The 23,913-nt window shown below is 63.8% G+C and carries 20 protein-coding genes and 1 pseudogene; 17 read left to right on the top strand and 4 right to left on the bottom strand.

Annotation, left to right across the window (positions count from 1 at the left end; translation table 11 throughout):
• Positions 1-8 precede the first annotated feature (8 nt).
• From CFB89_RS21360 to CFB89_RS21385, 6 genes are all read left to right on the top strand, one after another.
• Positions 9-1,913 carry a dipeptide ABC transporter ATP-binding protein gene (locus CFB89_RS21360; protein ID WP_089469617.1) on the top strand — a complete coding sequence of 635 codons (1,905 nt, stop codon included), beginning with the start codon at positions 9-11 and terminating at the stop codon, positions 1,911-1,913.
• 102 nt (positions 1,914-2,015) lie between these two features.
• A complete protein-coding gene (gsiB, locus tag CFB89_RS21365) occupies positions 2,016-3,578 on the top strand; it encodes a glutathione ABC transporter substrate-binding protein GsiB (RefSeq protein WP_089469618.1) in 1,563 nt (520 codons plus the stop codon).
• A 67-nt stretch (positions 3,579-3,645) separates the two neighbouring features.
• The gene (gsiC, locus tag CFB89_RS21370; protein WP_089469619.1) at positions 3,646-4,566 is read left to right on the top strand and encodes a glutathione ABC transporter permease GsiC; all 921 of its coding nucleotides are present in this window, start codon (positions 3,646-3,648) and stop codon (positions 4,564-4,566) included.
• Between the two features lie 7 nt (positions 4,567-4,573).
• Positions 4,574-5,467, top strand: a complete 894-nt coding sequence (gene gsiD, locus CFB89_RS21375; protein ID WP_089469620.1) for a glutathione ABC transporter permease GsiD — start codon at positions 4,574-4,576, stop codon at positions 5,465-5,467.
• The gene (locus CFB89_RS21380) at positions 5,467-6,549 is read left to right on the top strand and encodes a P1 family peptidase (protein ID WP_089469621.1); all 1,083 of its coding nucleotides are present in this window, start codon (positions 5,467-5,469) and stop codon (positions 6,547-6,549) included. Before gsiD ends, CFB89_RS21380 begins: the two co-directional genes overlap by 1 nt.
• The gene (locus CFB89_RS21385; RefSeq protein WP_089469622.1) at positions 6,546-7,373 is read left to right on the top strand and encodes a M55 family metallopeptidase; all 828 of its coding nucleotides are present in this window, start codon (positions 6,546-6,548) and stop codon (positions 7,371-7,373) included. Before CFB89_RS21380 ends, CFB89_RS21385 begins: the two co-directional genes overlap by 4 nt.
• Positions 7,374-7,408: 35 nt before the next feature.
• Here the strand turns inward: CFB89_RS21385 and CFB89_RS21390 are convergent, their stop codons facing one another.
• Positions 7,409-8,188 carry an alpha/beta fold hydrolase gene (locus tag CFB89_RS21390; protein ID WP_089469623.1) on the bottom strand — a complete coding sequence of 260 codons (780 nt, stop codon included), beginning with the start codon at positions 8,186-8,188 and terminating at the stop codon, positions 7,409-7,411.
• A gap of 142 nt (positions 8,189-8,330) precedes the next feature.
• On the opposite strand from CFB89_RS21390, the gene CFB89_RS21395 reads away from it, so the two are divergent.
• On the top strand, positions 8,331-9,110 hold the full coding sequence (locus CFB89_RS21395) for a helix-turn-helix domain-containing protein (RefSeq protein WP_089469624.1): 780 nt from the start codon (positions 8,331-8,333) through the stop codon (positions 9,108-9,110).
• 424 nt (positions 9,111-9,534) lie between these two features.
• Here CFB89_RS21395 and pcaG read toward each other — a convergent pair whose 3' ends face one another.
• The 3 genes from pcaG to CFB89_RS21410 form a co-directional block, all read right to left on the bottom strand.
• Entirely contained in the window at positions 9,535-10,128 is a 594-nt protein-coding gene (gene pcaG, locus CFB89_RS21400) for a protocatechuate 3,4-dioxygenase subunit alpha (protein WP_089469625.1), read from the bottom strand.
• Between the two features lie 3 nt (positions 10,129-10,131).
• Complete coding sequence (pcaH, locus tag CFB89_RS21405; protein ID WP_006489685.1) at positions 10,132-10,839, bottom strand: protocatechuate 3,4-dioxygenase subunit beta; 708 nt, start codon at positions 10,837-10,839, stop codon at positions 10,132-10,134.
• A gap of 275 nt (positions 10,840-11,114) precedes the next feature.
• Positions 11,115-11,681: a YiiX/YebB-like N1pC/P60 family cysteine hydrolase gene (locus CFB89_RS21410; RefSeq protein ID WP_089469626.1), complete on the bottom strand. Its 567-nt coding sequence runs from the start codon at positions 11,679-11,681 to the stop codon at positions 11,115-11,117.
• 120 nt (positions 11,682-11,801) lie between these two features.
• On the opposite strand from CFB89_RS21410, the gene CFB89_RS21415 reads away from it, so the two are divergent.
• From CFB89_RS21415 to CFB89_RS21450, 10 genes and pseudogenes are all read left to right on the top strand, one after another.
• Positions 11,802-12,539 carry a helix-turn-helix domain-containing protein gene (locus CFB89_RS21415; protein ID WP_050010837.1) on the top strand — a complete coding sequence of 246 codons (738 nt, stop codon included), beginning with the start codon at positions 11,802-11,804 and terminating at the stop codon, positions 12,537-12,539.
• A gap of 77 nt (positions 12,540-12,616) precedes the next feature.
• Positions 12,617-13,603 (top strand): pca operon transcription factor PcaQ, encoded by a 987-nt coding sequence (pcaQ, locus tag CFB89_RS21420; RefSeq protein WP_089469627.1) that lies wholly within the window; start codon positions 12,617-12,619, stop codon positions 13,601-13,603.
• Positions 13,604-13,734: 131 nt separating this feature from the next.
• Positions 13,735-14,094: pseudogene (locus CFB89_RS21425) on the top strand (type II toxin-antitoxin system RelE/ParE family toxin).
• Positions 14,095-14,168: 74 nt separating this feature from the next.
• The gene (locus CFB89_RS21430) at positions 14,169-14,465 is read left to right on the top strand and encodes an XRE family transcriptional regulator (RefSeq protein WP_089470553.1); all 297 of its coding nucleotides are present in this window, start codon (positions 14,169-14,171) and stop codon (positions 14,463-14,465) included.
• A 558-nt stretch (positions 14,466-15,023) separates the two neighbouring features.
• Positions 15,024-16,439 carry a TolC family outer membrane protein gene (locus tag CFB89_RS21435; RefSeq protein WP_256979732.1) on the top strand — a complete coding sequence of 472 codons (1,416 nt, stop codon included), beginning with the start codon at positions 15,024-15,026 and terminating at the stop codon, positions 16,437-16,439.
• Complete coding sequence (locus CFB89_RS21440) at positions 16,439-18,232, top strand: type I secretion system permease/ATPase (RefSeq protein ID WP_089469629.1); 1,794 nt, start codon at positions 16,439-16,441, stop codon at positions 18,230-18,232. Before CFB89_RS21435 ends, CFB89_RS21440 begins: the two co-directional genes overlap by 1 nt.
• Positions 18,233-18,240: 8 nt before the next feature.
• Positions 18,241-19,608, top strand: a complete 1,368-nt coding sequence (locus CFB89_RS21445) for an HlyD family type I secretion periplasmic adaptor subunit (protein WP_256979733.1) — start codon at positions 18,241-18,243, stop codon at positions 19,606-19,608.
• A gap of 56 nt (positions 19,609-19,664) precedes the next feature.
• Positions 19,665-20,027 (top strand): hypothetical protein, encoded by a 363-nt coding sequence (locus tag CFB89_RS34420; RefSeq protein ID WP_144030144.1) that lies wholly within the window; start codon positions 19,665-19,667, stop codon positions 20,025-20,027.
• Positions 20,028-20,253: 226 nt separating this feature from the next.
• Positions 20,254-21,039, top strand: coding sequence for a hypothetical protein (locus CFB89_RS34425; RefSeq protein ID WP_144030145.1), 786 nt, complete (start codon positions 20,254-20,256; stop codon positions 21,037-21,039).
• A 19-nt stretch (positions 21,040-21,058) separates the two neighbouring features.
• On the top strand, positions 21,059-23,782 hold the full coding sequence (locus CFB89_RS21450; RefSeq protein WP_144030146.1) for a hypothetical protein: 2,724 nt from the start codon (positions 21,059-21,061) through the stop codon (positions 23,780-23,782).
• Positions 23,783-23,913: the final 131 nt, after the last annotated feature.

A 23,913-nucleotide genomic window follows, 5' to 3' on the forward strand; every position in this document is an offset into this window, starting at 1 on the left:
GAGACGCCATGACTTCGAGCCGTAACCCGTCGCCCCTGGCGCTGCCCGAGCAGCGCGTGGTGGCCGTCGACGACCTGTCGGTCACGTTCCGCCGCGAAAACGCGACGTTCGACGCGGTGCGCAACGTGTCGTTTCACGTCGATCGCGGCGAGACGCTCGCGATCGTCGGCGAATCGGGCTCGGGCAAATCGGTCACGTCGCTCGCGCTGATGCGGCTCGTCGAGCACGGCGGCGGCGAGATCACGAGCGGCCGCATCGCGTTCCGGCGACGTGGCGGCGCGCTGGTCGATCTTGCGCGGGCCAGTGCCGCGACGATGCGCGGCATCCGCGGCGCGGACATCGCGATGATCTTCCAGGAGCCGATGACGTCGCTGAACCCGGTGTTTACGGTCGGCGACCAGATCAGCGAGGCGATCGCGCTGCACCAGTCGAAGAGCGCGGCCGAAGCACGCGCGGAAGCGCTGCGGCTGCTCGATCTCGTGCGCATCCCCGAAGCGCGCCGCGTGTTCGCGCGCTATCCGCACCAGCTGTCGGGCGGGATGCGGCAGCGCGTGATGATCGCGATGGCGTTGTCGTGCCGGCCCGCGCTGCTGATCGCCGACGAGCCGACGACCGCGCTCGACGTGACGATCCAGGCGCAGATCCTGCAACTGGTGCGCGGGCTGCAGGACGAAATGAACATGGGCGTGATCTTCATCACGCACGACATGGGCGTGGTGGCCGAAGTGGCCGACCGCGTGCTCGTGATGTATCGCGGCGAGAAGGTCGAGGAGGGCGAGTCGGACCGCATCTTCGCGACGCCCGCGCATCGCTACACGCGGGCGCTGCTCGCGGCCGTGCCGCGGCTCGGTTCGATGCAGGGCACCGACGCGCCCGAGAAATTCCCGTTGCTGAAGGTGGACGGCACGAACGCGCCGGCCATGGCCCCGACCACGGCGTCCGCGGCGAACGACGCGCAACCGCCGGTGGATCATGCCGCGCCGCCGATCCTGCGCGTGCGCGATCTCGTCACGCGTTTTCCGGTGAAGAGCGGTGTGTTCGGCCGCGTGTCGCAATACGTGCATGCGGTCGAGCGCGTGAGCTTCGAGCTGCGCGCGGGCGAGACGCTCGCGCTCGTCGGCGAATCGGGCTGCGGCAAGTCGACCACCGGCCGCTCGCTGCTGCGCCTCGTCGAATCGCAGAGCGGCTCGATCGAATTCGACGGCCGCGACATCAGCGCGCTGAAGGGCCCGGACCTGCAGGCGCTGCGCCGGAACATCCAGTTCATCTTCCAGGACCCGTTCGCGTCGCTGAACCCGCGCCTGACCGTCGGCTTCTCGATCATGGAGCCGCTGCTCGTGCACGGCGTCGCGAGCGGCCGTGAAGCACAGGCGCGCGTCGACTGGCTGCTCGACAAGGTCGGCCTGCCGCCGGAAGCCGCGCGCCGCTATCCGCACGAATTCTCGGGCGGCCAGCGCCAGCGCATCGCGATCGCGCGGGCGCTCGCGCTGAACCCGAAGGTCGTGATCGCCGACGAGTCGGTGTCGGCGCTCGACGTGTCGGTGCAGGCGCAGATCGTCAACCTGATGCTCGACCTGCAGCGCGAGCTGGGCGTCGCGTACCTGTTCATCTCGCACGACATGGCGGTGGTCGAGCGCATCAGCCATCGCGTCGCGGTGATGTATCTCGGCCAGATCGTCGAGATCGGCCCGCGTCGCGCGGTGTTCGAGGCGCCGCAGCATCCATACACGAAGAAGCTGATGAGTGCGGTGCCGGTGGCCGACCCCGCGCGCCGGCATGCGCCGCGCCAGCTCGCGGCGGACGAGATTCCGAGCCCGATCCGCGCGGCCGGCGACGAGCCGGTCGTCGCGCCGCTCGTCGCGGTCGGTCCCGATCATTACGTCGCGACGCATCGTGTCGGCGGTGCGTATTGAGTGATGAAACCGTGCGTTGCGATGACGGCGCACGAACCAGCAGGCAGTCGAAACCGAAACGCCCGTGAGGCGTCACCGATTCACCGATAGGAGCCCAGCAACATGAACAAGCAGCATCCGTTTCCGATGTTTCGTCCGCGCGCATGCTTCGTCGCGCTCGCCGGCGCGTTCGCGCTGTCGGCCGCGCTGCCCGCGTTCGCGCAGCAGACCGCGGTGATGGCGGTGGATTCGACCTTCACGACGATGGACCCGTACGACGCGAACGACACGGTGTCGCAGGCGGTCGTCAAGTCGTTCTACCAGGGGCTGTTCGGCTTCGACAAGGACATGAAGCTCGTCAACGTGCTCGCGACCGGCTACGAAGCGAGCCCCGACGCGAAGACGTACACGATCAAGCTGCGCTCGGGCGTGAAGTTTCACGACGGCACCGATTTCAACGCGGCGGCCGTGAAGGCGAACTTCGACCGCGTGACCGATCCCGCGAACCACCTGAAGCGCTACAACATGTTCCGCGTGATCGAGAAGACCGAGGTGGTCGATCCGACCACGGTGAAGATCACGCTGCGCGAGCCGTTCTCGGCGTTCATCAACACGCTCGCGCACCCGTCGGCCGTGATGATCTCGCCGGCCGCGCTGAAGAAGTGGGGCCGCGACATCGCGCTGCATCCGGTCGGCACCGGGCCGTTCGAATTCGTCGAGTGGAAGCAGACCGACGACCTGAAGGTGAAGAAGTTCGCCGGCTACTGGAAGAAGGGCTATCCGAAGATCGACGCGATCGACTGGAAGCCGGTGGTCGACAACAACACGCGCGCGGCGCTGATGAAGACGGGCGAGGCCGATTTCGCGTTCCGCATTCCGTTCGAGCAGGCGGCGGACCTGAAGAGCAACCCGAAGGTCGACGTCGTCGAGCGGCCGTCGATCGTGCAGCGCTACGTGTCGCTGAACATGCTGCAAAAGCCGTTCGACAACCCGAAGGTGCGCCAGGCGCTGAACTACGCGGTGAACAAGGAAGCGCTCGCGAAGGTCGCGTTCTCCGGTTTCGCGACGCCGTCGACCGGCGTGGTGCCGCAGGGCGTCGATTACGCGACGAAGCTCGGCCCGTGGCCGTACGACCCGGCGAAGGCGCGTGCGTTGCTGAAGGAAGCCGGCTATCCGAACGGCTTCGAGACGACGCTGTGGTCCGCGTATAACAACTCGACGTCGCAGAAGGCGATCCAGTTCGTGCAGCAGCAGCTCGCGCAGGTCGGCGTGAAGGTGCAGGTGCAGGCGCTGGAAGCCGGCGAACGCGTCGCGAAGGTCGAGAGCGCGCCGGATCCGGCGAAGGCGCCGGTGCGGATGTACTACATCGGCTGGTCGTCGTCGACCGGCGAAGCGAACTGGGCGATCACGCCGCTGCTGGCCGGCGCGTCGGCGCCGCCGAAGCTGGTCAACACCGCGTACTACAAGAACGACACGGTGGACGGCGACCTGACGAAGGCGCTGGAGACGGTCGACCGCGCGAAGAAAGCCGAACTCTACGCCGATGCGCAGAAGCAGATCTGGGCCGACGCGCCGTGGATCTTCCTCGTGCAGGAGAAGATCGTGTATGCGCGCAGCAAGCGGCTGCAGGGCGCGTACGTGATGCCGGACGGCTCGTTCAACTTCGACGAGATCTCGCTGAAATGACGGCGGTTTGCCCGCCACGCAGTGCCGGCGGCGCGAGCCGCCGGTGCGCTGATTCGATCGGTGTCCCATGCTGAATTTCCTCGTCAAGCGCCTGTTCGGCCTGCTGCCCACGCTCGCGATCGTCGCGGTGCTGGTGTTCCTGTTCGTGCATCTGCTGCCGGGCGACCCGGCGCGGCTCGCGGCCGGCCCCGAAGCCGACGAGGCGACCGTCGCGCTCGTGCGCGCCGATCTCGGGCTCGACCGGCCGCTGCCGGCGCAATTCGCGCGTTTCTTCGCGAAGATCGCGCACGGCGATTTCGGCGTGTCGACGCGCAGCAAGCGGCCGGTGTCGACCGAGATCGGCGAGCGCTTCATGCCGACGCTGCTGTTGACGCTCGTCAGCATGGGGTGGTCGACGCTGTTCGGCATGGCGATCGGCATTGCGTCGGCGGTCTGGCGCAACCGCTGGCCCGACCGGCTCGGCATGACGCTCGCGGTGTCGGGCATCTCGTTTCCGGCATTCGCGCTCGGCATGCTGCTGATGGAGATCTTCTCGGTGAAGCTCGGCTGGCTGCCGGTCGTGCCGGACGGCACGTGGAAGAGCTACGTGCTGCCGTCGCTGACGCTCGGCGCCGCGGTCGCGGCCGTGATGGCGCGCTTCACGCGCGCGTCGTTCGTCGAGGTGCTGAACGAGGACTTCGTGCGCACCGCGCGCGCGAAAGGCGTGCACGAGCCGATGGTCGTGCTCAAGCACTGCCTGCGCAACGCGATGATCCCGGTCGTCACCATGATGGGGCTGCAGTTCGGCTTCCTGCTCGGCGGCTCGATCGTCGTCGAGGTCGTGTTCAACTGGCCGGGGCTCGGGCGCCTGCTGGTCGACGCGGTGACGATGCGCGACTACCCGGTGATCCAGGCGATCGTGCTGCTGTTCTCGCTCGAATTCATCCTGATCAACCTGACCGTCGACGTGCTGTACGCGGTCATCAACCCGACCATCCGGTTCAAGTGAGGCCAGCATGAACGCGACTGTCCAGCCCGCGGCGCCGGCCGCACCGACCGCGATCCGCACGCCGTGGCGCGAATTCTGGCGCAAGTTCCGCAAGCAGACCGTCGCGCTCGTCGCGGGCGGCTTCGTGCTGGCGCTCGTCGTGCTCGCGTTCGTCGGCCCGCACATCGTGCCGTTCGATCCGGAAAACTATTTCGACTACGACGCGCTGAACGCGGGGCCGTCGGCCGTGCACTGGTTCGGCGTCGATTCGCTCGGCCGCGACATCTTCAGCCGGATCGTCGCGGGCACGCGCATCTCGCTCGCGGCCGGCTTCTTTTCGGTGGCGCTCGGCGCGGTGATCGGCACGTTCTTCGGGCTGCTCGCCGGCTACTACGAAGGCTGGTGGGACCGCATCACGATGCGCGTCGCCGACGTGCTGTTCGCGTTCCCGGGCATCCTGCTCGCGATCGGCGTGGTCGCGATCCTCGGCAACGGGATGATCAACGTGATTTGCGCGGTGGCGATCTTCAGCATCCCTGCGTTCGCGCGGCTCGTGCGCGGCAACACGCTGATGCTCAAGCACATGACCTACGTCGAGGCCGCGCGCAGCATCGGCGCGTCCGACTGGACGATCATCATGCGGCACATCCTGCCGGGCACCGTGTCGTCGGTCGTCGTCTACTTCACGATGCGGATCGGCACGTCGATCATCACCGCCGCGAGCCTGTCGTTCCTCGGGCTCGGCGCGCAGCCGCCGACGCCGGAGTGGGGCGCGATGCTCAACGAGGCGCGCGCGGACATGGTGACGGCGCCGCACATCGCCATCTTCCCGAGTCTCGCGATCTTCCTGACCGTACTCGCGTTCAACCTGCTCGGCGACGGGCTGCGCGACGCGCTCGATCCGAAGCTGGAGCGCCGTTGATGCGGGCTGCGCCGATGTGGACCGCGACACTGCCGGCCGGCCCGCGCGGCACGATCGCCGACGTGCCGGGCGTGACGGTCGGCCATTGCACGCTCGACGCCGGCAACGTGCAGACGGGCGTGACCGTCGTGAAGCCGCATCCGGGCGACGTGTACCGCAGCAAGGTGCCGGCGGGGGCGGCCGTGATCAACGGTTTCGGCAAGAGCGTCGGGCTCGTGCAGGTCGACGAACTCGGCACGCTCGATACGCCGGTCGCGCTGACCAATACGTTCGGCGTCGGCGCGGTCGCCCACGCGCAGATCCGCGCGGCGATCGCCGCGAATCCGCGGATCGGCCGCGACTGGCCGACCGTCAATCCGCTCGTGTTCGAGTGCAACGACGGTTACCTGAACGACATCCAGGCGTTCGCGGTCACCGCCGCGCATTACGACGACGCGTGCCGCGCGGCGTCGCGCGACGTCGCACGCGGCGCGGTGGGCGCCGGGCGCGGGATGTCGTGCTTCGACCTGAAAGGCGGGATCGGTTCCGCGTCGCGCGTGGCCGTCGCGGCCGGCCGCCCCTATACGGTCGGCGCGCTCGTGCTCGCGAATTTCGGCCGGCTGCCGATGCTGACGCTCGGCGGCGTGCCGCTCGGGCGCATCGTCGCGCAACGGCGCGCGGTCGAAGCCGCCCACGCGGCGGCGCCCGAGCAGGGCTCGATCATTCTGCTGCTGGCGACCGACGCGCCGCTCGACGCGCGGCAGTTGTCGCGGCTCGCGCGCCGCGCGGGAGCCGGGCTGGCCCGCACGGGCTCCGTCTATGGGCATGGCAGCGGCGACCTCGCGCTCGCCTTCTCGACCGCCTACACGATTGCGCATGACGCATCGACGATCGCGCTGCCGGCCCTCGTGGCCGACGCGGCGCTCGATCCGCTGTTCATGGCCGCGGCCGAAAGCGTCGAGCATGCGATCGCCGACGCGTTGCTGCAGGCGGTAACGGTCATCGGGCGCGACGGCCACGTGCGGCAATCGCTGCGCGACGCGGTGCCCGATCTCGACCGGTGGTTCAACGCATACAACGAAGGACGTTCGACCCTGTCATGAAGATCCTGATTTCGACCGACATCGAGGGTGTCGCCGGCGTATTCGCGACCGAGCAGACGCGTGCCGGCAACCCGGAATACGAGCGCGCGCGCCGCTGGATGACCGCCGAGGCCAACGCGGCGATCGAAGGCGCGTTTGCCGGTGGGGCGCAGGCCGTCTGGGTCAACGATTCGCATGGCGGCTTTCGCAACCTGCTGCCCGACGGGCTCGATGCGCGGGCGCGCGTCGTGCTCGGCAAGCCGCGCACGCTCGGGATGATGACGGGCGTCGAACAGCAGCCCGATCTCGTGTTCATGATCGGCTATCACGCGAAATCGCAGACGCGCGGCGTGCTCGCGCACACGATCAACAGCTTTGCGTTCACGCAGGTGTGGCTCAACGGCGTCGAGCTCGGCGAAGCCGGGCTGTACGGCGCGCTGGCGCGCGAATACGGCGCGCATGTCGCGCTCGCCACGGGCGACGACGTGTTCGCCGAGGAAACGCAGCCGCTGTTTCCGGACGCGCGTTTCGAGACGGTCAAGACGGCCGGCGGCGCATCGAGCGGCGAGACGCTCACGCCGTCGGCGTCGTGCGCGCGGATTGCGGCCGCCGCACGGGAAACGGTCGCGCGTGCGCTGTCGTCCGGCGTGCGCGCGGGCACGCATCGGCCCACGCCGGCCGCTTGCACGCTGCGCGTGCAGACGGTCGCGCTCGCCGACCTGTTCTGCGTGCTGCCGTCGCTCGAGCGCGTCGATGCGGTGACGCTGCGCTTCGACGGCCCGTCGGTCGAGCACGCGGTGCGCACGCTGAACAGCCTGTCGGCGATGTCGTTCATGCTCCGGTGATGCGTGCCGCGACGATGCCGCCGGCGCGCGGCCGGTCAGCCGATCGCGACGGCGCGGGCCGTCGCGGCGAGCAGGAATGCTTCCATTGCCGCAACCAGCGCGAGCGGCGTTTCGTTCATCGGATAATGCCCCGCATTGCGCAGCACATCGACGGTGGCGAGCGGATAGCGCCGCAGGTAGGTGCGGGCCATCAGCGCCGCGTCGAACGCCGGATCGTGCTCGCCGATCAGGACCTTTACCGGATGGATGCCCGTGATCGCCGCGCTGAAATCCGTATCGGCCCACGCGCGGAAGTACGCGCCGAATGCCCGCGCCGACGAACAGGCGGCCGAATACGCGGCTTTCCACTCGATCCAGGCGGCGGGCAGCCGGTTGCCGGTGCTGCGGTCGATGATGGTCCGGCGATCGGCGAGGTGATCGGCGGCCCGCTCGAATAGTGCGCGTCGCTCGGCGTCGAACGGCAGGCCGCCGCACGGCACGGGGGCGATCGCCACGAGCGCGCGCACCCGATCGGGTGCGATGGCGGCGATCTTCTCGATCGCCATGCCGCCCATCGAATGGCCGACGAGACTGAAGGTCGGGAAGCCGAGCGCGTCGGCGAGCGCGAGCGTGTCGGCGGCGATCTCGTCGATCGTGTAATCGCCGCGGGCGTCGCGCATACGGCCGTAACCTCGGTAGTCCATGAATACATAGCTGAAGCGCTCGCGCGACAGCCACGCTTCGAGCGGTTCGAACGCGTGGGCGTCGCCGAACCAGCCGTGCAGCACGAGAACAGGGTGGGGGCCGTCCCCCACGCGATGAAACGTATTCGGCATATTCGTTCCGATGAGGTTGCCATCCGGCCGACCGGGCCGGCGGGTGTTGCGGCCGCGAGATGGCGCAACGGTGGAGCGGATCGTAGATCGTTCGAAGGCGACCCGCCTTCGATATCGGGTCATTGATGATGGAATTCGGGCCGTGAGAAATACGCTGCTAGATCCCTACGAACACATTCCCCGGAGCGTGGTCGTGACCGCCAACGACTTTGCGGCGGGCACGACGTTTCCGGAACACGCGCACGTGCGCGGACAATTCGCGTTCGCGTCGCGCGGCACGATCAGCATGTCGACGCCGCACGGCCGCTGGCTGGTGCCGCCGCAGCGCGCGTGCTGGGTGCCGGCCGGCGTGCGGCACGAAATGACGATGACCGGCCCGGTCACGATGCTCAACACGTTCGTGTCCACCGCCGCCGCTCAGGCGGCCGGGCTGCCCGCGCAGTGCGGCGTGTATGGCGTGTCGCCGCTGCTGCGGCAACTGATCGACGATGCGATCGACCTGCCGGCGATGTACGACGTCGATGGCCGCGCGGGCAAGCTGATGGATCTGCTGGTCGCGGAAATCGCGACGATGCCGCGCCTGTCGCTGCATGCGCCGCTGCCGGCCGACGCGCGGCTCGCGAAGGTGTGCCGGCACCTGTTCGCGGCGCCGTCGATCGCGGCCGATCTCGATCGGGTCGCGGCCGCCGCGGGCGTGAGCCGCCGCACGTTCACGCGGCAGTTCCGCGCGCAGACGGGCGTGAGTTTTGCCGCGTGGCGCCAGCAGGTGTGCATGCTCGCTGCAATTGCCCGCCTGACCGACGGGCAGCCGGTGACGCGCGTCGCGCTCGATCTCGGCTACGCGAGCGCGAGTGCGTTCACGTCGGCGTTTCGCCGCATTCTGGGCGACACGCCGAGCCGGTATCTGGAGAGTCGTCGCTAAGCGGTTGCCGCAAAAAAATACGCGTCCGCCAACTTCGGCCAGACGCGTTTAAAGGCACTCTGTCTGAAAAATGCGCGCGCCGCTGGTCGGGCAGCGCCGCGCATGACACCTGTCATTGTTTCCTCGTTCGATTCAATCCTGCCGGCTTGTTGCGGATAGCAAAGAATACGCTGCATAACGCGCAAACGATATCGTGTCGACCCGACGATTCATGTGCTGCCGCAGCATGCGCGCCGATTGCGTGTTCGATATCGGGGCGGGAACCCGATGACGACAGCCATCCCCGCGCGCCGCGCGTCACGGTGCGGCGCACCATCGAATGCCGGCGACGGATCGCCCAAACGCCGCGTGGCGCGATACCGATCGGCATCGCGCCACGCGGCGGTGCGGTTGCAGGTGAAGCCGGCGCGCGCCGGCGTATGTGTCAAACGTCGAAGAACACGGTTTCGTCCGGCCCCTGCATGCGGATGTCGAAGCGGTAGACGACCGGCCGGCCCGGCTGCGCGTCGCGTTTCGCGACGAGCGTCGCGCGGCGCTCGGCCGGCACCGCGTTCAGCACGGGGTCGGCCGCGTTCGCGGCGGCTTCGTCGTCGAAGTACACGCGCGTGAACGCATGGGTGAGGATCCCGCGCATCATCACGGTCACGTTGATGTGCGGCGCCTCGTCGGCGGCGACGCGGCCCGGCTTCACCGTCTCGACGACGAAGCGCTGCTGCGGATCGGTGCCCGTGCCGACCCGCGCGAAGCCCGTGAAGCCGGATTTCGCAATGTCGTCGCGCGACGCGGGATAGCGGCCCGCGCCGTCCACCTGAGTGAATTCGAGCACCGCGTCGCCAACGACGTTACCGTCGCCGTCGAACACCTGGCCGACCAGCAGCACGTGCTCGCCTTCGGCGTGCGCGGCGGCGATCGTCGGCGTGAACAGGCTTTTCAGGTCGTAGTCGTATTGCTGCGGGCACAGGCCGTACGCGAAGTACGGGCCGACTGTCTGCGAAGGGGTTTGCTTCAGCGTCGTCATGGTTCAGCGCTCCATCGGGGTGGCGTCGCGGCCGCGCAGCACGATGTCGAATTCGTAGCCGAGCGCATAGCCTTCTTCGGTGATGTCCATCGAGAAGCGCGAGATCAGGCGGTCGCGCGCGGCCTCGGGCGTGCCCTGGAAGATCGGGTCGTACGCGAGCAGCGGATCGCCGGGGAAGTACATCTGCGTGACGAGACGCGAGCCGAAGTAATCGCCGAACAGCGAGAAGTGGATGTGATTCGGGCGCCACGCGTTCGGATGGTTGCCCCACGGATACGCGCCGGGCTTGATCGTCAGGAAGCGGTAGCGGCCTTCGTCGTCGGTCAGGCAGCGGCCTGCGCCGAGGAAGTTCGGATCGAGCGGCGCGTCGTGCTGGTCGACCTTGTGCACGTAGCGACCGGCCGCATTGGCTTGCCACACCTCGACGAGCGTGTTGCGTACGGGCTTGCCGCCCTCGTCGAGCACGCGGCCGGTGACGACCATCCGCTCGCCGAGCGGCTCGCCGTTCTTCACGGCATTCTTCGTCAGGTCGTGGTCGAGCGCGCCGAGATCTTCCGCGCCGTAGACGGGCGCGTACTGGTCGCGCAGCTTCTCCTTCAAGGGGATCAGCGGGCGGGTCGGGCCGCGCTTCACGGACGAACGGTACTCGGGGTGAACATAGGCCGGATGCGACGGCCAGTCGCGCGGCGTGAGGATCGTGGGGGAATCCATCGGGCGTCTCCTGTCAGTTTTTCGCGAAGTGGATGGCACGACTTTAGCCAATCCGGAAAGTTATGCAAAATGACCTTTTTTCGCGAATCGCATAACCGTTCGTTATGGTGGTGCCTCCAATGAAAATTCCGCCGGACAGGCAGCCTGTCCGGCGGAAAAAACGATCGGGCTTCGCGTCGTCGGTGACGACCCCGTGCACGGCCCTCCAGCCAGCCCGTCGCTGTTTTTTATCGTTCGTTCTCGTTGTTATGCGGTCTCCCCGAGCGTGCCCGTCGTCATGGGTGGCGGGGATCGAAGACGATCCCGTCGAATTCGAGCGCCAGCGTGCCGCTGCGCAGCAGGGCCGACGGTGTCGACGCGTGGCCGGCACCGAGCACGTCGGCCACGTACCGCGCGCAGAAGCCGCGCCGCGCACGCAGGGCGAGGCGGCTGCCGAACAGCGCATCGATTCGCTGTTCGGCCAGCGCATGGACGTGGCGCTGCGCGTCGGCCGACGCTGCCGCGACGCGGCGTGCCAGCGCGATGCGTCCGCCGTCGGTGCGGGCGACGAAGCGCGACAGCGGCGTGAGCTTGGTCCACGCGAACGCGGTGGGTTCGGCGATCAGCGGTTCGTCGCCCGACGTATCGACGACGATGCCGAAGCGGTTGGCCCACGTGCCGGCCGCGCCAGCCGCGGCCTGTGGCCCACTGGCCGGCGCGCGGATGAACAGGAGATCGCCGACGTGCGCGCCGGCGGCCAGCGTGCGGATGGTGGCGAGCGGCATCGTGCGATCGGTGTCGCGTGCATCGCGCGGGGTGGCGCGGCGCGGTTCGCAGGGCGTGGTGTCGATTCGGGCGGTCATTTCGGCTCCGTCGTTGCGTGACAGGACGGAGCGGATTATGCAGACAAGTAACCCAAAGTGCTGATGTGGATGCGCGAGTAGCCTAATATCCGACCTCGAGCATCATTTTTTGATACTGCCATGACCGAGACCGCCCAACTCATCGAAACGCTGAAGCGCCAGCTGAAGGCGCAGGGAATGACTTACCGCGATGTCGCGCGTGCGCTCGACGTGTCCGAGACGAGCGTGAAGCGGCTGTTCGCGAGCGGCCGCTTCACGCTGGAGCGTGTCGCGGAGATCGCGCAACTGCTCGGCTATACGCTCGCCGAACTCGTGCAGGAAGCGTCGGCGTCCGCGCCGCGCCTGCGCGTGCTGACGGAGCAGCAGGAGGCGTTGCTCGTGTCGGACGAGAAGCTGCTGCTCGTCGCCGTTTGCGCGATCAACTACTGGACCGTGCAGGACATCGTGTCGGCCTATCGGCTCACGCAGGCCGAGTGCGTGAAATATCTGCTGATGCTCGACCGGATGAACGTGATCGCGCTGCTGCCCGGCGACCGGATTCGCGTGCGCGTCGCGCGCGATTTCGACTGGCTGCCGGGCGGGCCGATTCGCCGTTATTTCCATGCGCACGTGCTCGACGATTTTCTCGGCAGCCGCTTCGACGGCCCGGGCGAGACGATGACGTTCCTGCAGGGGATGCTGACGGATGCAGCTGCCGCGGAGCTCGAACAGGAGCTGCGGAGGCTCGCCAGCAAGGCGGCGGCGCTGCATGCGGAGTCGTCCTCCGCGCCGCTGGGGCAGAAGCACGGCACGGCCCTGCTGATCGCGAAGCGGATCTGGGAGCCGACCGGATTCCATGCGCTGCGGCGCCATGCGTGACGCCGCGCCGGATGCTTGGGCCTTTCCGGAAAGTTATGCAAAATGGCGATTCATCGTCATTCGCATAACTGCTCGTTATGAATAACCGTATCGCCGACGGCCGCGTCAAATTCCGGCACCTGCAGTGTTTTCTCGCGGTCGCGCAGTTGGGCGGCGTGCAGAAGGCGGCTGAAAGCCTGTCGATCACGCAACCGGCCGTGTCCAAGACGATCGCCGAGCTGGAGGCGATCCTCGGCGTGAAGCTGTTCGAGCGCGGCCGGCACGGCGCGCAGCCCACCCGCGAAGCGCAACTGTTCATGCCGCATGCGAACGCGTGCGTGCTGGCGCTGCGGCAGGGCGTCGGGCTGCTGGCGCGGGAGGGCGGGGCCGCCGCCGCGACGCTGGAAATCGGCATGCTGCCGACCGTCGCGGCCTCGCTCGCGCCGGCCTTGATGAAGGCGCTGACCGCGCGCTGGCCACGCATCGTCGTGCGGATCGCGACGGCCGCGAACGCCGAGTTGCTCGAGCGTCTGAAATCCGGCGCGATCGAATGCGCGATCGGGCGGCTGTCGGAGCCCGAGCGGATGATCGGGCTCGCGTTCGAGCAGTTGTACAACGAGCCGCTCGTCGCGGTCGTGCGCGCCGGGCATCCGCTGCTCGCGAGCACGGCGCCGGCCGCCGAGCTGGCGCGCTATCCGGTCGTGCTGCCGCCGTTCGGCACGTTGATTCGCCAGTCCGCCGAGCAACTGCTCGGCGCATGCGGCGCGCCGCCGCTGGATTCATTCATCGAGGTGCTGTCGGTATCGGTCGCGCGCGCGCTGGCGCTCGAGAACGACGCGGTCTGGTTCGTGCCGCTCTATGCGGCCGAATACGATCTGTCGGCAGGTGCGCTGGCGGGCCTGCCGCTGCCGTCGGCGGGCACCGACGAGCCGGTCGGGCTCGTGCTGCGTACCGATGCGCAGCCGTCGCCGGTCGCGCGGACGCTGATCGACGCGGTGCGCGACATCGCACGGTCGCGGTTCGGCGATGCGCGCCCGCAGCGGGCGCCACACGCGGCGCGCAAGCCTGCTCGCGGCAAGCGTTGATCCATCGGGCCTGGCGATGCGCCGGGCCGATCCCTTTCTCTTTCTTGCTGCAGGATCGGCCATCCGGCCAGTAGCCGTCATCGGGGTGCTTGGCATATCGTACCATTTTTGATACGATGGACGACAAGACGATGGCGAGACAGCAGATTCAGGTCACGCTCGGTGTGCGGTTTTTCCGGACGGCCCGCGGCAACGAGCCGGTGCGCGAATGGCTCGACGCGCTCGGGCGCGTGGAGTGAAGGGCGATCGGCGAAGAGATCAAGACCGTTCAACTCGGCTGGCCGCTCGGCATGCCGCTGGTCCGCAAGATGGCGAAGAATGTGTGGGAGATCCGCGTGGCCGTGCCGGGGCGAAGCGCACGCGTGCTGTTTACCGTCGTGGGCGACACGATGGTGCTGCTGCACGGCTTCTTCAAGCAGTCGCGGGCCACGCCGTCGGACGATCTCGACGTCACCGTCGCGCGCCTGAAAGCGCTGACGCACGCCATCTGAATTCCCCGGTTGCGCCGGAACGCACCGTCTCCGACGGTCGGGCAGCCGGCAACGCCATGCACCTGGAGTACGACATGACGACCACGAACAATCCGCATATCGGCAGCGATTTCGACGCCTTCCTCGAAGCGGACGGCAATCTCGAAGCGGCCACCGCCACCGCGATCAAGCGCGTGATCGCGTGGCAGATCGGGCAGGAAATGAAGGCGCAGCACATCACGAAAACGGCGATGGCCGCGCGGATGAAAACCAGCCGCGCCGCGCTCAACCGTCTGCTCGACGAAACCGACACGAGCCTCACGCTGGCGACGCTCGCGAGCGCGGCCACCGCGCTCGGCAAACGGCTCAGCTTCGAGCTGGTGCCGGCCTGACGCGTGCCCGGTGAACCGGCGGGCAGCCGATTTCCGATGGAGGCTCACGCTGTTTTCCGGTGAGTCCCATGGAGGGCGCGGCGGCTTGCCGATTCGCGGTGGCGTTCATTTCCGCTGTCGTGTCGCAAATTGATTGGATTGAAGATTCAAATTGCTCCTGCACGGCACACCCTACCGTGGTTATTCAAACCACTATAGAAAGTCGCTGTTACCCGACATACCTAATGCGCCTTCAGCGCGATCCCGGCGTCGGGTTGCGATGTCCGAGGCCGCTTGCCTTTTGGGCGATGTCTAAGACCGGTCGATTGCATATTAATCGAGTGCGACTAACGTTCAAATTGCTTGGATTTTCAGATTCTTTCGAGTGAATCTCTAAAGGAATTCGGATTCGTTCTATTCTTACCAATTGATGTTTTTTATACACTCGAAAAGATCTGCAATGTGACGTGCAACTGTGCTCAGCAAGACAAACGTTTGCGCTGGACTCAACTGCAGTGGATGCGCAAATAAAGGAAAACGATGAGCAACTGCAGTTGGCACAGCCGAACAGATGGGGGCATGTCACGAGAATCCAACCTCAAGGGCTGGCGTCCTCGGCACGCTGCGCGCAATGCGCTGAACGCAATTTCCAGCTTTCTTGTGATCATATCGGCTCCGTATGCCAACGCGTCGAGTCTGGCAAATCTCGCTAGCGAGGCGCTTGCCCAAGATGCTACGTTCAGGAGTGCAGAAGCTGCATGGCGTGCGGGAATCGAAAAATCCCCGCAGGGGCGAGCGGGACTGTTGCCGCAAGTTGGTATCCAGCAGGTCATCTATCGCAATGGCATGCAGATTCCAGGCCAGACCATACCCGGCTATTCGACAAATGGCTTCACCTTGACACTGAACCAGCCACTCTTGAATTGGGCCGCCTGGGAAAACTGGCAGCAAGGCCAACTCCTTGCGATGGATGCCGATCTTGCGTTGGCTCAAGCGAAGCAGGACTTGCTCCTTCGCGTTGCCCAGGCCTATCTGGCCGCGCTGAATGCACAGGACGACCTTGCGCTTGCCATCGGCCACCGCAAGGCCGTCGCGGAACAACTGGCGCTTGCGAAACGCCGCTTCGCACTGGGCGATGCGACCATCGTTGATACGAACGAGGCATTGGCCGGCTTCGATGCTGCGCGAGCGGATGAAGTCGCCGCGCAAACGCAACGCGATACCAGCTACGCGGCGCTCCAGAAGATTGTCGGCCATCCTGTCGACAGAGTAGACGGATGGCGCGGCGATGCACATCTGCCGCCCGTGGCGCCCGAGGACCTACAACAGTGGATGGACACGGCCGCCACCGCGGATTATGGGGTGCGTCGGAAAATGATCGCGATCCAACTCGCCAGCCGCGAGCGAAACAAGGCGCGCGCCGGTGACTATCCCACCGTCTCGCTGGTCGGGAATGCCAGCAACGGCAACGCGGCGTTTATCAATGGACAGACGAACTTCTACACCGGCGCGAGCCGCGGCAGCTCCGGCTACGTCGGCGTCCAGATCTCGTTGCCCCTGACCGACGGCCTGATGACCCGCAGCAAGATTCGCGAAGCGCTCGCGCTGGAAGACAAGGCTCGCGAAGATCTGGACGACGCCCAGCGGAGTGCCCGGCTCACGGCCCACGACGCGTATTTGGGCGTCACACGGGGACTGGCGCAGACCGATGCGCTGGCGAGCGCGGTGCGCTCCGCCACGGTCGCATTGCGATCGAATCAGACCGGCTACCGGGTCGGCGTTCGCGTGAATGCTGACGTGCTCGACGCAGGCGACAAGCTCTACCGGGCTCAGCGCGACTTTGCGCGCGCCCGTACTGAAACGCTCGCCCAAGCGCTCAAGCTGAAAGCGAGCACCGCCGACCTGGGCGAGGCCGACCTTGCGGCACTCGATACGATGCTGGTCGAGCACACGCCTGCCCGCATCGCGAGCTCCGGCGCATCGGGAGGACACTGATGTATCAACTCATCAGGCGCCATCTGGTGATCGCGGCCGCGTTCGGTATCGCGTCAAACTTGCTGCTGCTGACGCCGACCATCTATCTGCTGCAGGTCTACGACCGCGTGCTACCGAGCCGGAGCATTCAAACGCTGCTGATGTTGATGGCCTTCATGGCGATCGCACTCGGGATGAATATCGGCGTCGATATTGCCCGCAGCCGGATCTTGTCGGACCTGGGCGTGCGAATCGGCAACCGGCTCGAGCGACTCGCGTTGCAGACGCAGATTTCCGTTCGCGCCTATCGGCTGCCATCGCGCGCGCTCGCGAGTCAGGGTGACATCAATACGCTGCGGGCGTTTCTCGCAGGGTCGGGCGTGATTGCGTTTTTCGACGCGCCTTGGCTGGTGGTCTACGTAGCCGTCATCGGCCTCTTTCATTGGTCTTTGGCGCTGATCGCGGTGCTCAGCGCACTGCTGTTGGTGAGTGTCGCGATGGTCAACGACCGGCTTACGCGCAAGGGTATCGAGTCTTACCTTGCGCGGCAGCGGGAGGGTGATGCGTTCTACCAGCACCTCATCCGCAATGCCGAAGTCATGACCGTACTCGGCATGACGGAAAACCTGGTGGGTGCCTGGGATGTACGCAAGCGCGACTACATCGCCGCACAGCGCGACGTGTCGGATCGCAGCGCGTTTTATCGCGACTTGACCAAGGGGCTGCGGCAGGCGATCCAGGTGATCATGATGGCGGCCGGCGCATGGCTGGTGATTTCGGGCCATGCGACGCCGGGCGTGATGCTGGCTACGACCATCCTGCTCGGTAAGGCGTTGGCGCCGATCGAACAGTTGATTGGCAACTGGAGGCAGGCCGGCGAACTGCGCGAGGCATGGCCTCGCCTAGAGGCACTGCTGGTCAGCCAGACCGAGGCCGAACCGATCGCGTTGCCACCGCCCACCGGCGAAATTCGGGTCGAGCAGATCGCGTTCAGCGTGCCGTCGCGAACGCCAGGTCTGGGGCTGCTGCTGCGCGGTATCAATTTCACGCTGGCGGCGGGCCAGACGCTGGTGATCACGGGGCCTAGCGCGTCCGGTAAATCGACGTTGCTGCGGGTCATCGCGGGGTTGTGGCGACCGCAGGCAGGTGCGGTGCGGCTGGACGGCGCCGACATGGCGCAGTGGCCCCGATCTTCCCTGGGCCGGTATCTCGGGTACGTGCCGCAGGACGTCGAGCTGTTCGCAGGCACCGTCGCGGAAAACATCGCCCGGACCGCGAAGCCGCTCCCGCTCGATTCGGCCGCGATCGTGCGCGCGGCGAAGCGAGCCGAGGTTCACGAGATGATCCTGAATCTCCCCGATGGATACGAGACGCTGATCGGTGACGCGGGAGAGTTGTTGTCCGGTGGCCAGCGTCAGCGCATCGCCCTCGCGCGCGCTCTGTACGGCGAGCCTGCCCTGCTGCTGCTGGACGAACCCAATGCGAGCCTCGACACGATGGGGGAAGCCGCGCTCGAACGCGTGCTGCGCCATCTGAAAGCCGATGGAATGACCATCATCGCGGTCACCCACCGGCCGTCGCTGCTCGCACTGGCTGACCGGATATTGCGGCTGAAAGATGGTCAAATGGAACGGCTTGAAATGCCATCTGGACCGGAGCAGGCCGATAGTGGCTCGTGCCCAGCGAATGGGCAAACCGACGACGCCAGCGGCTTACCGCAGGGAATCGATTTCGCCGCGTTGCAGGCAAGCCGGTCTTCGTTGCAGGCCGCCCGGGTGCCAACGCTTGATCCGGCGATGGAAGGCAACCGATGAGAACATCCATGCCCTTACTTCGTGTGAGCGAAAGTCTGAAACGCTGGCGGCCTGCGTCCGTGGCATCCGACGGCAGCGTGCTGCCGTTGCCGCGCCGGTTGATCTGCGCCAGCGTCGCCGGGGTCGTCGTCGGTCTGGGTTTGATGTGGGTGTGGGCCGCGCTCGCGCCGATTTCTGGCGCCGTCGTCGCAGAGGGCTCGGTGCGCACCGAAGGCGAACGTAAAACAGTGCAGCACCTGGAAGGCGGGATCGTGAAGCAAATCCTGGTCCGGGATGGCGACCGTGTGAAGGCGGGCCAAGTGCTGGTTGTGCTGGACAATGTGAGTCCGGCGGCCGAATTATCGGCGTTGCAAGCGCAATTTGATGCGGAACAGGCAAAGATCGCACGCCTTTCCGCCGAGCGCGAACTGAAGGAAACGCTGGCGTTCCCGGCTGCGCTGGAGAAACAGCGCGACGATCCGCGCGTCGCCGAGTTGCTGGCACGCGAGTCTTCGCTGTTCATCGCGCGCCGGCGTGCGTTCGTCGACCAAAGCACGATGCTGCGCACCGAACTGGCACAGACCCGCCAGGAAATCGCGATCAGTTCGCAGTTGATTCAGACGATGAACCGCAGCTACGACATGACGCGCCAGCAACGGCGGACCAACGAAACGTTGCAACAGGAAGGTTTCGTTGCTGAAACGAAGGTGCTCGATTTGCGGCGGGCCGAGGCTGATGCACTGTCGCGCGTCCAGTCAGGCGCCGCCGATCTGAGCCGCGCGAAGCAGCGGCAGACTGATCTCGAACTCCGAATTGCCGGGCTGCGTCACGACTATGTGAAGGCGGCCGACGACCAGCTTAAGGAAGCGACCACGCGCGCGATTCAGATTGGCGAGCGGCTACGCCCAGCTCGCGATCAGTCTGCCCGTACCCGCGTGACCGCGCCGGTCGACGGTGCGATCGTCGGCCTGAAGGTACATACGATCGGCGCAGTAATCGCGCCTCGCGAGCCGATCGTTGATGTTGTCCCCGAAGGGGCGCCGTTGATCGTGGAAGCGAATATCCGACCGGATGACGTGCGTGAGATCGCGCCGGGCAGCCATGCCGACGTTCGGCTGACGGCCTACAACTCGCGCACCACGCCGATGCTCGACGGCAAGGTCACATACATTTCGGCAGACGCGCTGACCGACAGCGATAAGCGCACGCGCTTCTACGTGGTCCGGGTCGAGGTGCCGGCGCAAGCACTGGAAAAGGCCAACCGTCTCGCCAAGGAGCCGGTCGCACTCGGGCCGGGGCTCCGGACCGAGGTGTATATCCGCACGCATGCGCGCTCGGCATTCGATTACCTGCTTGAACCGGTTAGGGACGGGATTCGCAAATCGATGCGGGATTAATCCTGCGATGCCATCTCGAAAGTGCCCGGTATTTATTGTTCCGAGTTAAGGCTCTCATGAAGACACGAAAATCTGCTGGTCTGTTTGTTGCGGTTCTGTTGTTATCAGACATCGAATTGATCCCGGTAGGTCATGCCGAAGAAGCGCCACGCGCTGAGCTTGGGTGCCAGATTCGTCAGGCGGACGGGTACCCGCTTGACACGGCAGATCTGACGTTTCAGCAACGTCTCTCGATCACTCGTTGCATAAATGCATCGGCGCGTATGAAACAGGCAGAGTTGATGCGATTAAGGAACGAGCGGCAGACCATCGAGAATATTAAAAATGCCCGCCGGGCGCAAGAGAATCTTTCGAGATCCGGTTTCGGCATGCCGGGGAATCCTTATTTGCCTCCATCGCGGGCAATGTCGATTCCATAATGCATGGGGCATAACTAATGTGCCGCCGCAAGCAAGGGGAGTAGAAAAAGCAATTATTGCGGGTGGTGAAGTAATGTTCTCCAGCGTAAAATTGTCAAGGAGCGAATTTATTTGAAAAATTTGAGCGCCACCGCTCGTGCACGTTTGAGGGCTTTTATGTCCCTGACACGAAGCAGAGCAGGTTTTGCGCCATTCTATTAACGTGGTTTTTAGAGGAAAGGTATTGATGAAAGCTATTACAGCAACCGCAGTGGCGACCGCTACCGTGGCAAGCAACATAAGTTGTGCGCAGCCGGTGCCGGCGTCCGACCTGCCGGCCGCGTTGCCGGGAAGTCTGCGCTATGCACAACCTGATGACGCACCACAAATGGCTCCCGTATTGACCAGCCGTCTGAATACCGCGCAACAAGCGAGTTCGCCGACCAATCAGTCCGTTTCGTTGCAAGGTGGAAAAGAGGTGGCGCAAATGATTTCCAGACCGAAAACTCCTGTTGAGTTCGTTCAGAACCTCAAGGTGATTTTTGACGGCGACCTCCTGCTGCAAGATGCGTTCTATACCGAAGAGAATCTGAAAAATATATTTAATCTCGAGGAGGTTAGTATATTCGACGACGTTAACGGCGCGGATCGACAAATTTCGATTATGGCGAGTGTGCCGGGTTCGGTGATTCCGCGAAGAAAAGTACCAGAGGCTTTTGGAGGATCAATTCCTGGTGCCAATTTTGTAGGCGGAAAGACAATTAATCAATCTGGTGTGACAACGGCAGTGATAAATTTTGGGATGTATGAGGGCGGCCCTGACTTTAATGCAGCTCAAAAGATATTCAAAAGTGAATTTGTGCGCGTGCCTCCGCAGCCATCTCCCCACGGCGGTCCGGGTGCAGCTACTGCTCCCCACGGAAACGAAACGTGGCGGTGCCAGATTGTAGATAGTCATATCGATAAGACAATCACCGTTGGATTTAATCCGGCTGGTGAACTTTCTCGCATTATCATTGATATCAAAAAATAAATAAAACTGGGGATTTAAATTGGCGGTTGATCTCAATAAAAAAGCTCTTAAAAAGCTTGCTGATGGATTTGGATTTAATTCCGTAAAATATAACGCAATTATCGAGGCTGCGAAAAAATCTTCTTTCTTGGCTGGCGAACTGAATGCTTTCGGCAATTTGGATGGCTGGATTTTCGTAACCGGGGAGATAGGTAAAGGGGTTTACGCTAACCCTACTGACAGGGTCATCGCCTTCGATCCTACATGGAGCGAACCGGCAAATATTTTTGCCACCACACTGGCTCACGAACTTGGGCACGCGCTGCTGCCAGGCGGGATGGGCGGTTCGCTTGCGCTGAATCCCGATCAGGCCGTTGCCAATGGCTTGACGAACGAAGGGGTGGCGCTGCTTTCCGAATACATCGTTGCAATCCAGTTGGGCCTAACTGGTGGCGCGACCGGTCACATGCATTCGGACTTATCCGACAGTCGTCTGACGCTGCAACTGAATAAACTGGCGGAGTCGGCCGGTATCGACGTCAAAAATGTAACGTGGGGATCCGCTGCCGCTCAGGCGCTCGCAAATCCCGGTACGGCGTTTGTCGACGCCGCAGGGAAATACTACGGCACGCTCCCGCCGTCCATTGCCAAATATCTGACCTACACCCAATATTACGCGGACTGGTGGATTCTCCAGCATTCCGGCATGGATCCGAATCTCGTCGACTGGCAGAAAATCCAGGGCGATATGATCAAGTACACCAGCTTCACAGTTGATGGCCAGGCAGTATTCACGATTGATACAAAGGGCATTCCGCTGCTGAACGGCGGATGGGTGATGGTGAATGGCGACCTTTCGTTGAAAGGTGCCGTGACGACGTCCCTGTTCGGTCCCAACGGCCAAATCCAGGAACAAGCAAAATTCGACTATACGGGGTTCAAGCTCCAGGACGTATTTTATGGGGCTGACGGGAAAGCCACCCAGCGGTACGACTTCCGGCTGGACAACAGCTACACGAAGTACGACTTCAGCGCCGATGGCTCGCAGACCGCAACGTTGTATGGTGTGAACGGCAAGATCGTCGAATACGCAAAATTCAATACCGCCGGCTTCAAGACGCTGGACATCTTCTATGGCGCGGATGGCAAAGCCACACAACAGTACAACTTCAACCTCGACAAGAGCTACACGAAATACGACTTCGCCGCCGATGGTTCGCAAACTGCCTCGCTCTACGGCACGACTGGCCAGATGATCGAGTACGCGAAGTTCAACGCCAATGGTTTCAAGACGCTGGACATTTTCTACGGCGCGAACGGCAAGATCACACAGCAGTACAACTTCAACCTCGACAAGAGTTACACGAAATACGACTTCGCTGCCGACGGTTCGCAGACTGCCTCGCTCTACGGCACGACTGGCCAGATGATCGAGTACGCGAAGTTCAACGCCAATGGCTTCAAGACGCTGGACATCTTCTATGGCGCGGATGGCAAAGCCACACAACAGTACAACTTCAACCTCGACAAGAGCTACACGAAATACGACTTCGCCGCCGATGGTTCGCAGACTGCCTCGCTCTACGGCACGACTGGTCAGATGACCGAGTACGCGAAGTTCAACGCCAACGGTTTCAAGACGCTGGATATCTTCTACGGCGCGGATGGCAAGGCCACGCAGCAATACAACTTCAACCTCGACAAGAGCTATACGAAATATGACTTCGCTGCCGACGGTTCACAGATCGCCTCGCTGTACGGCACGACCGGCCAGATGACCGAGTACGCGAAGTTCAACGCCAATGGTTTCAAGACGCTGGATATCTTCTACGGCGCAAACGGCAAGGCCACGCAGCAATACAACTTCAACCTCGACAAGAGCTACACGAAATACGATTTCGCTGCCGACGGTTCGCAGAGCGCATCGCTGTACGGCACGACCGGTCAGATGACCGAATACGCGAAGTTCAACGCCAACGGCTTCAAGACGCTGGACATCTTCTACGGCGCAAACGGCAAGGCCACGCAGCAGTACAACTTCAACCTCGACAAGAGCTACACGAAGTACGACTTTGCTGCCGATGGTTCACAAACAGCGACGTTTTTCGGCATCAATGGTCAAGTGAGCGAGTATGCGAAGTTCAATGCAGCCGGTGTCCAGACGCAGGATATTTTCTTTGGTGCGGACGGAAAGGCAACCAAGCAGATCGACTTCAATCTCGACGGCAGCTACGCTTCTCATGTCTTTAATAGCGATGGCTCACAGTTCGCAGCACTGTTCGGCACCAATGGCAAGATGACAGAATATGCGACCTTTAATGCGAACGGGTTCAAGACACAGGATATTTTTTACTCTAACGGACGAGCGACGCATCGGTACGATTTTTCCACTGACAATAGTTTCGTCGCTCACATGTTTGACGGTGCGGATGAAATGGTTGCACTTTTCGGTGTAAATCATATTATTTACGATTATTATCAGTACTCCTATGGAAAACTTTTCGAGCGTGACATATTCGATGATCTGGGGCGTCAGATCGAAGCTGACCGATTTAGCACATCAACTGGCAAGCTTACCGGGTTCTCAAAGTTCACATACAACAGCGATGGAACGTACAACGCAAAAAGCTATGATTCGTCGGGATACTTGACCGGCAGTTCGAAATATACCGGCGACGGGCACTTGATCCAGAACAACGCCATCTATATTCCCAGTAGTAGCGACTTCCCCTCTGTTCAATGGAGTTGTGGTTTCCAGATCTGATTGATTCAATGTGCACGCAGGTATGTCTCGTCGAGGACATACCTGCGGTATTGCTCGACTAGGTAACGTGGAACTTCGCCGAGTCGAAGCCAGCGACAACATTAATGTGCCTCGTAAAAGCGTGAGAACCG

It is taken from the genome of Burkholderia sp. AU16741, from assembly GCF_002223345.1.
GTDB classification, from domain to species: domain Bacteria; phylum Pseudomonadota; class Gammaproteobacteria; order Burkholderiales; family Burkholderiaceae; genus Burkholderia; species Burkholderia sola.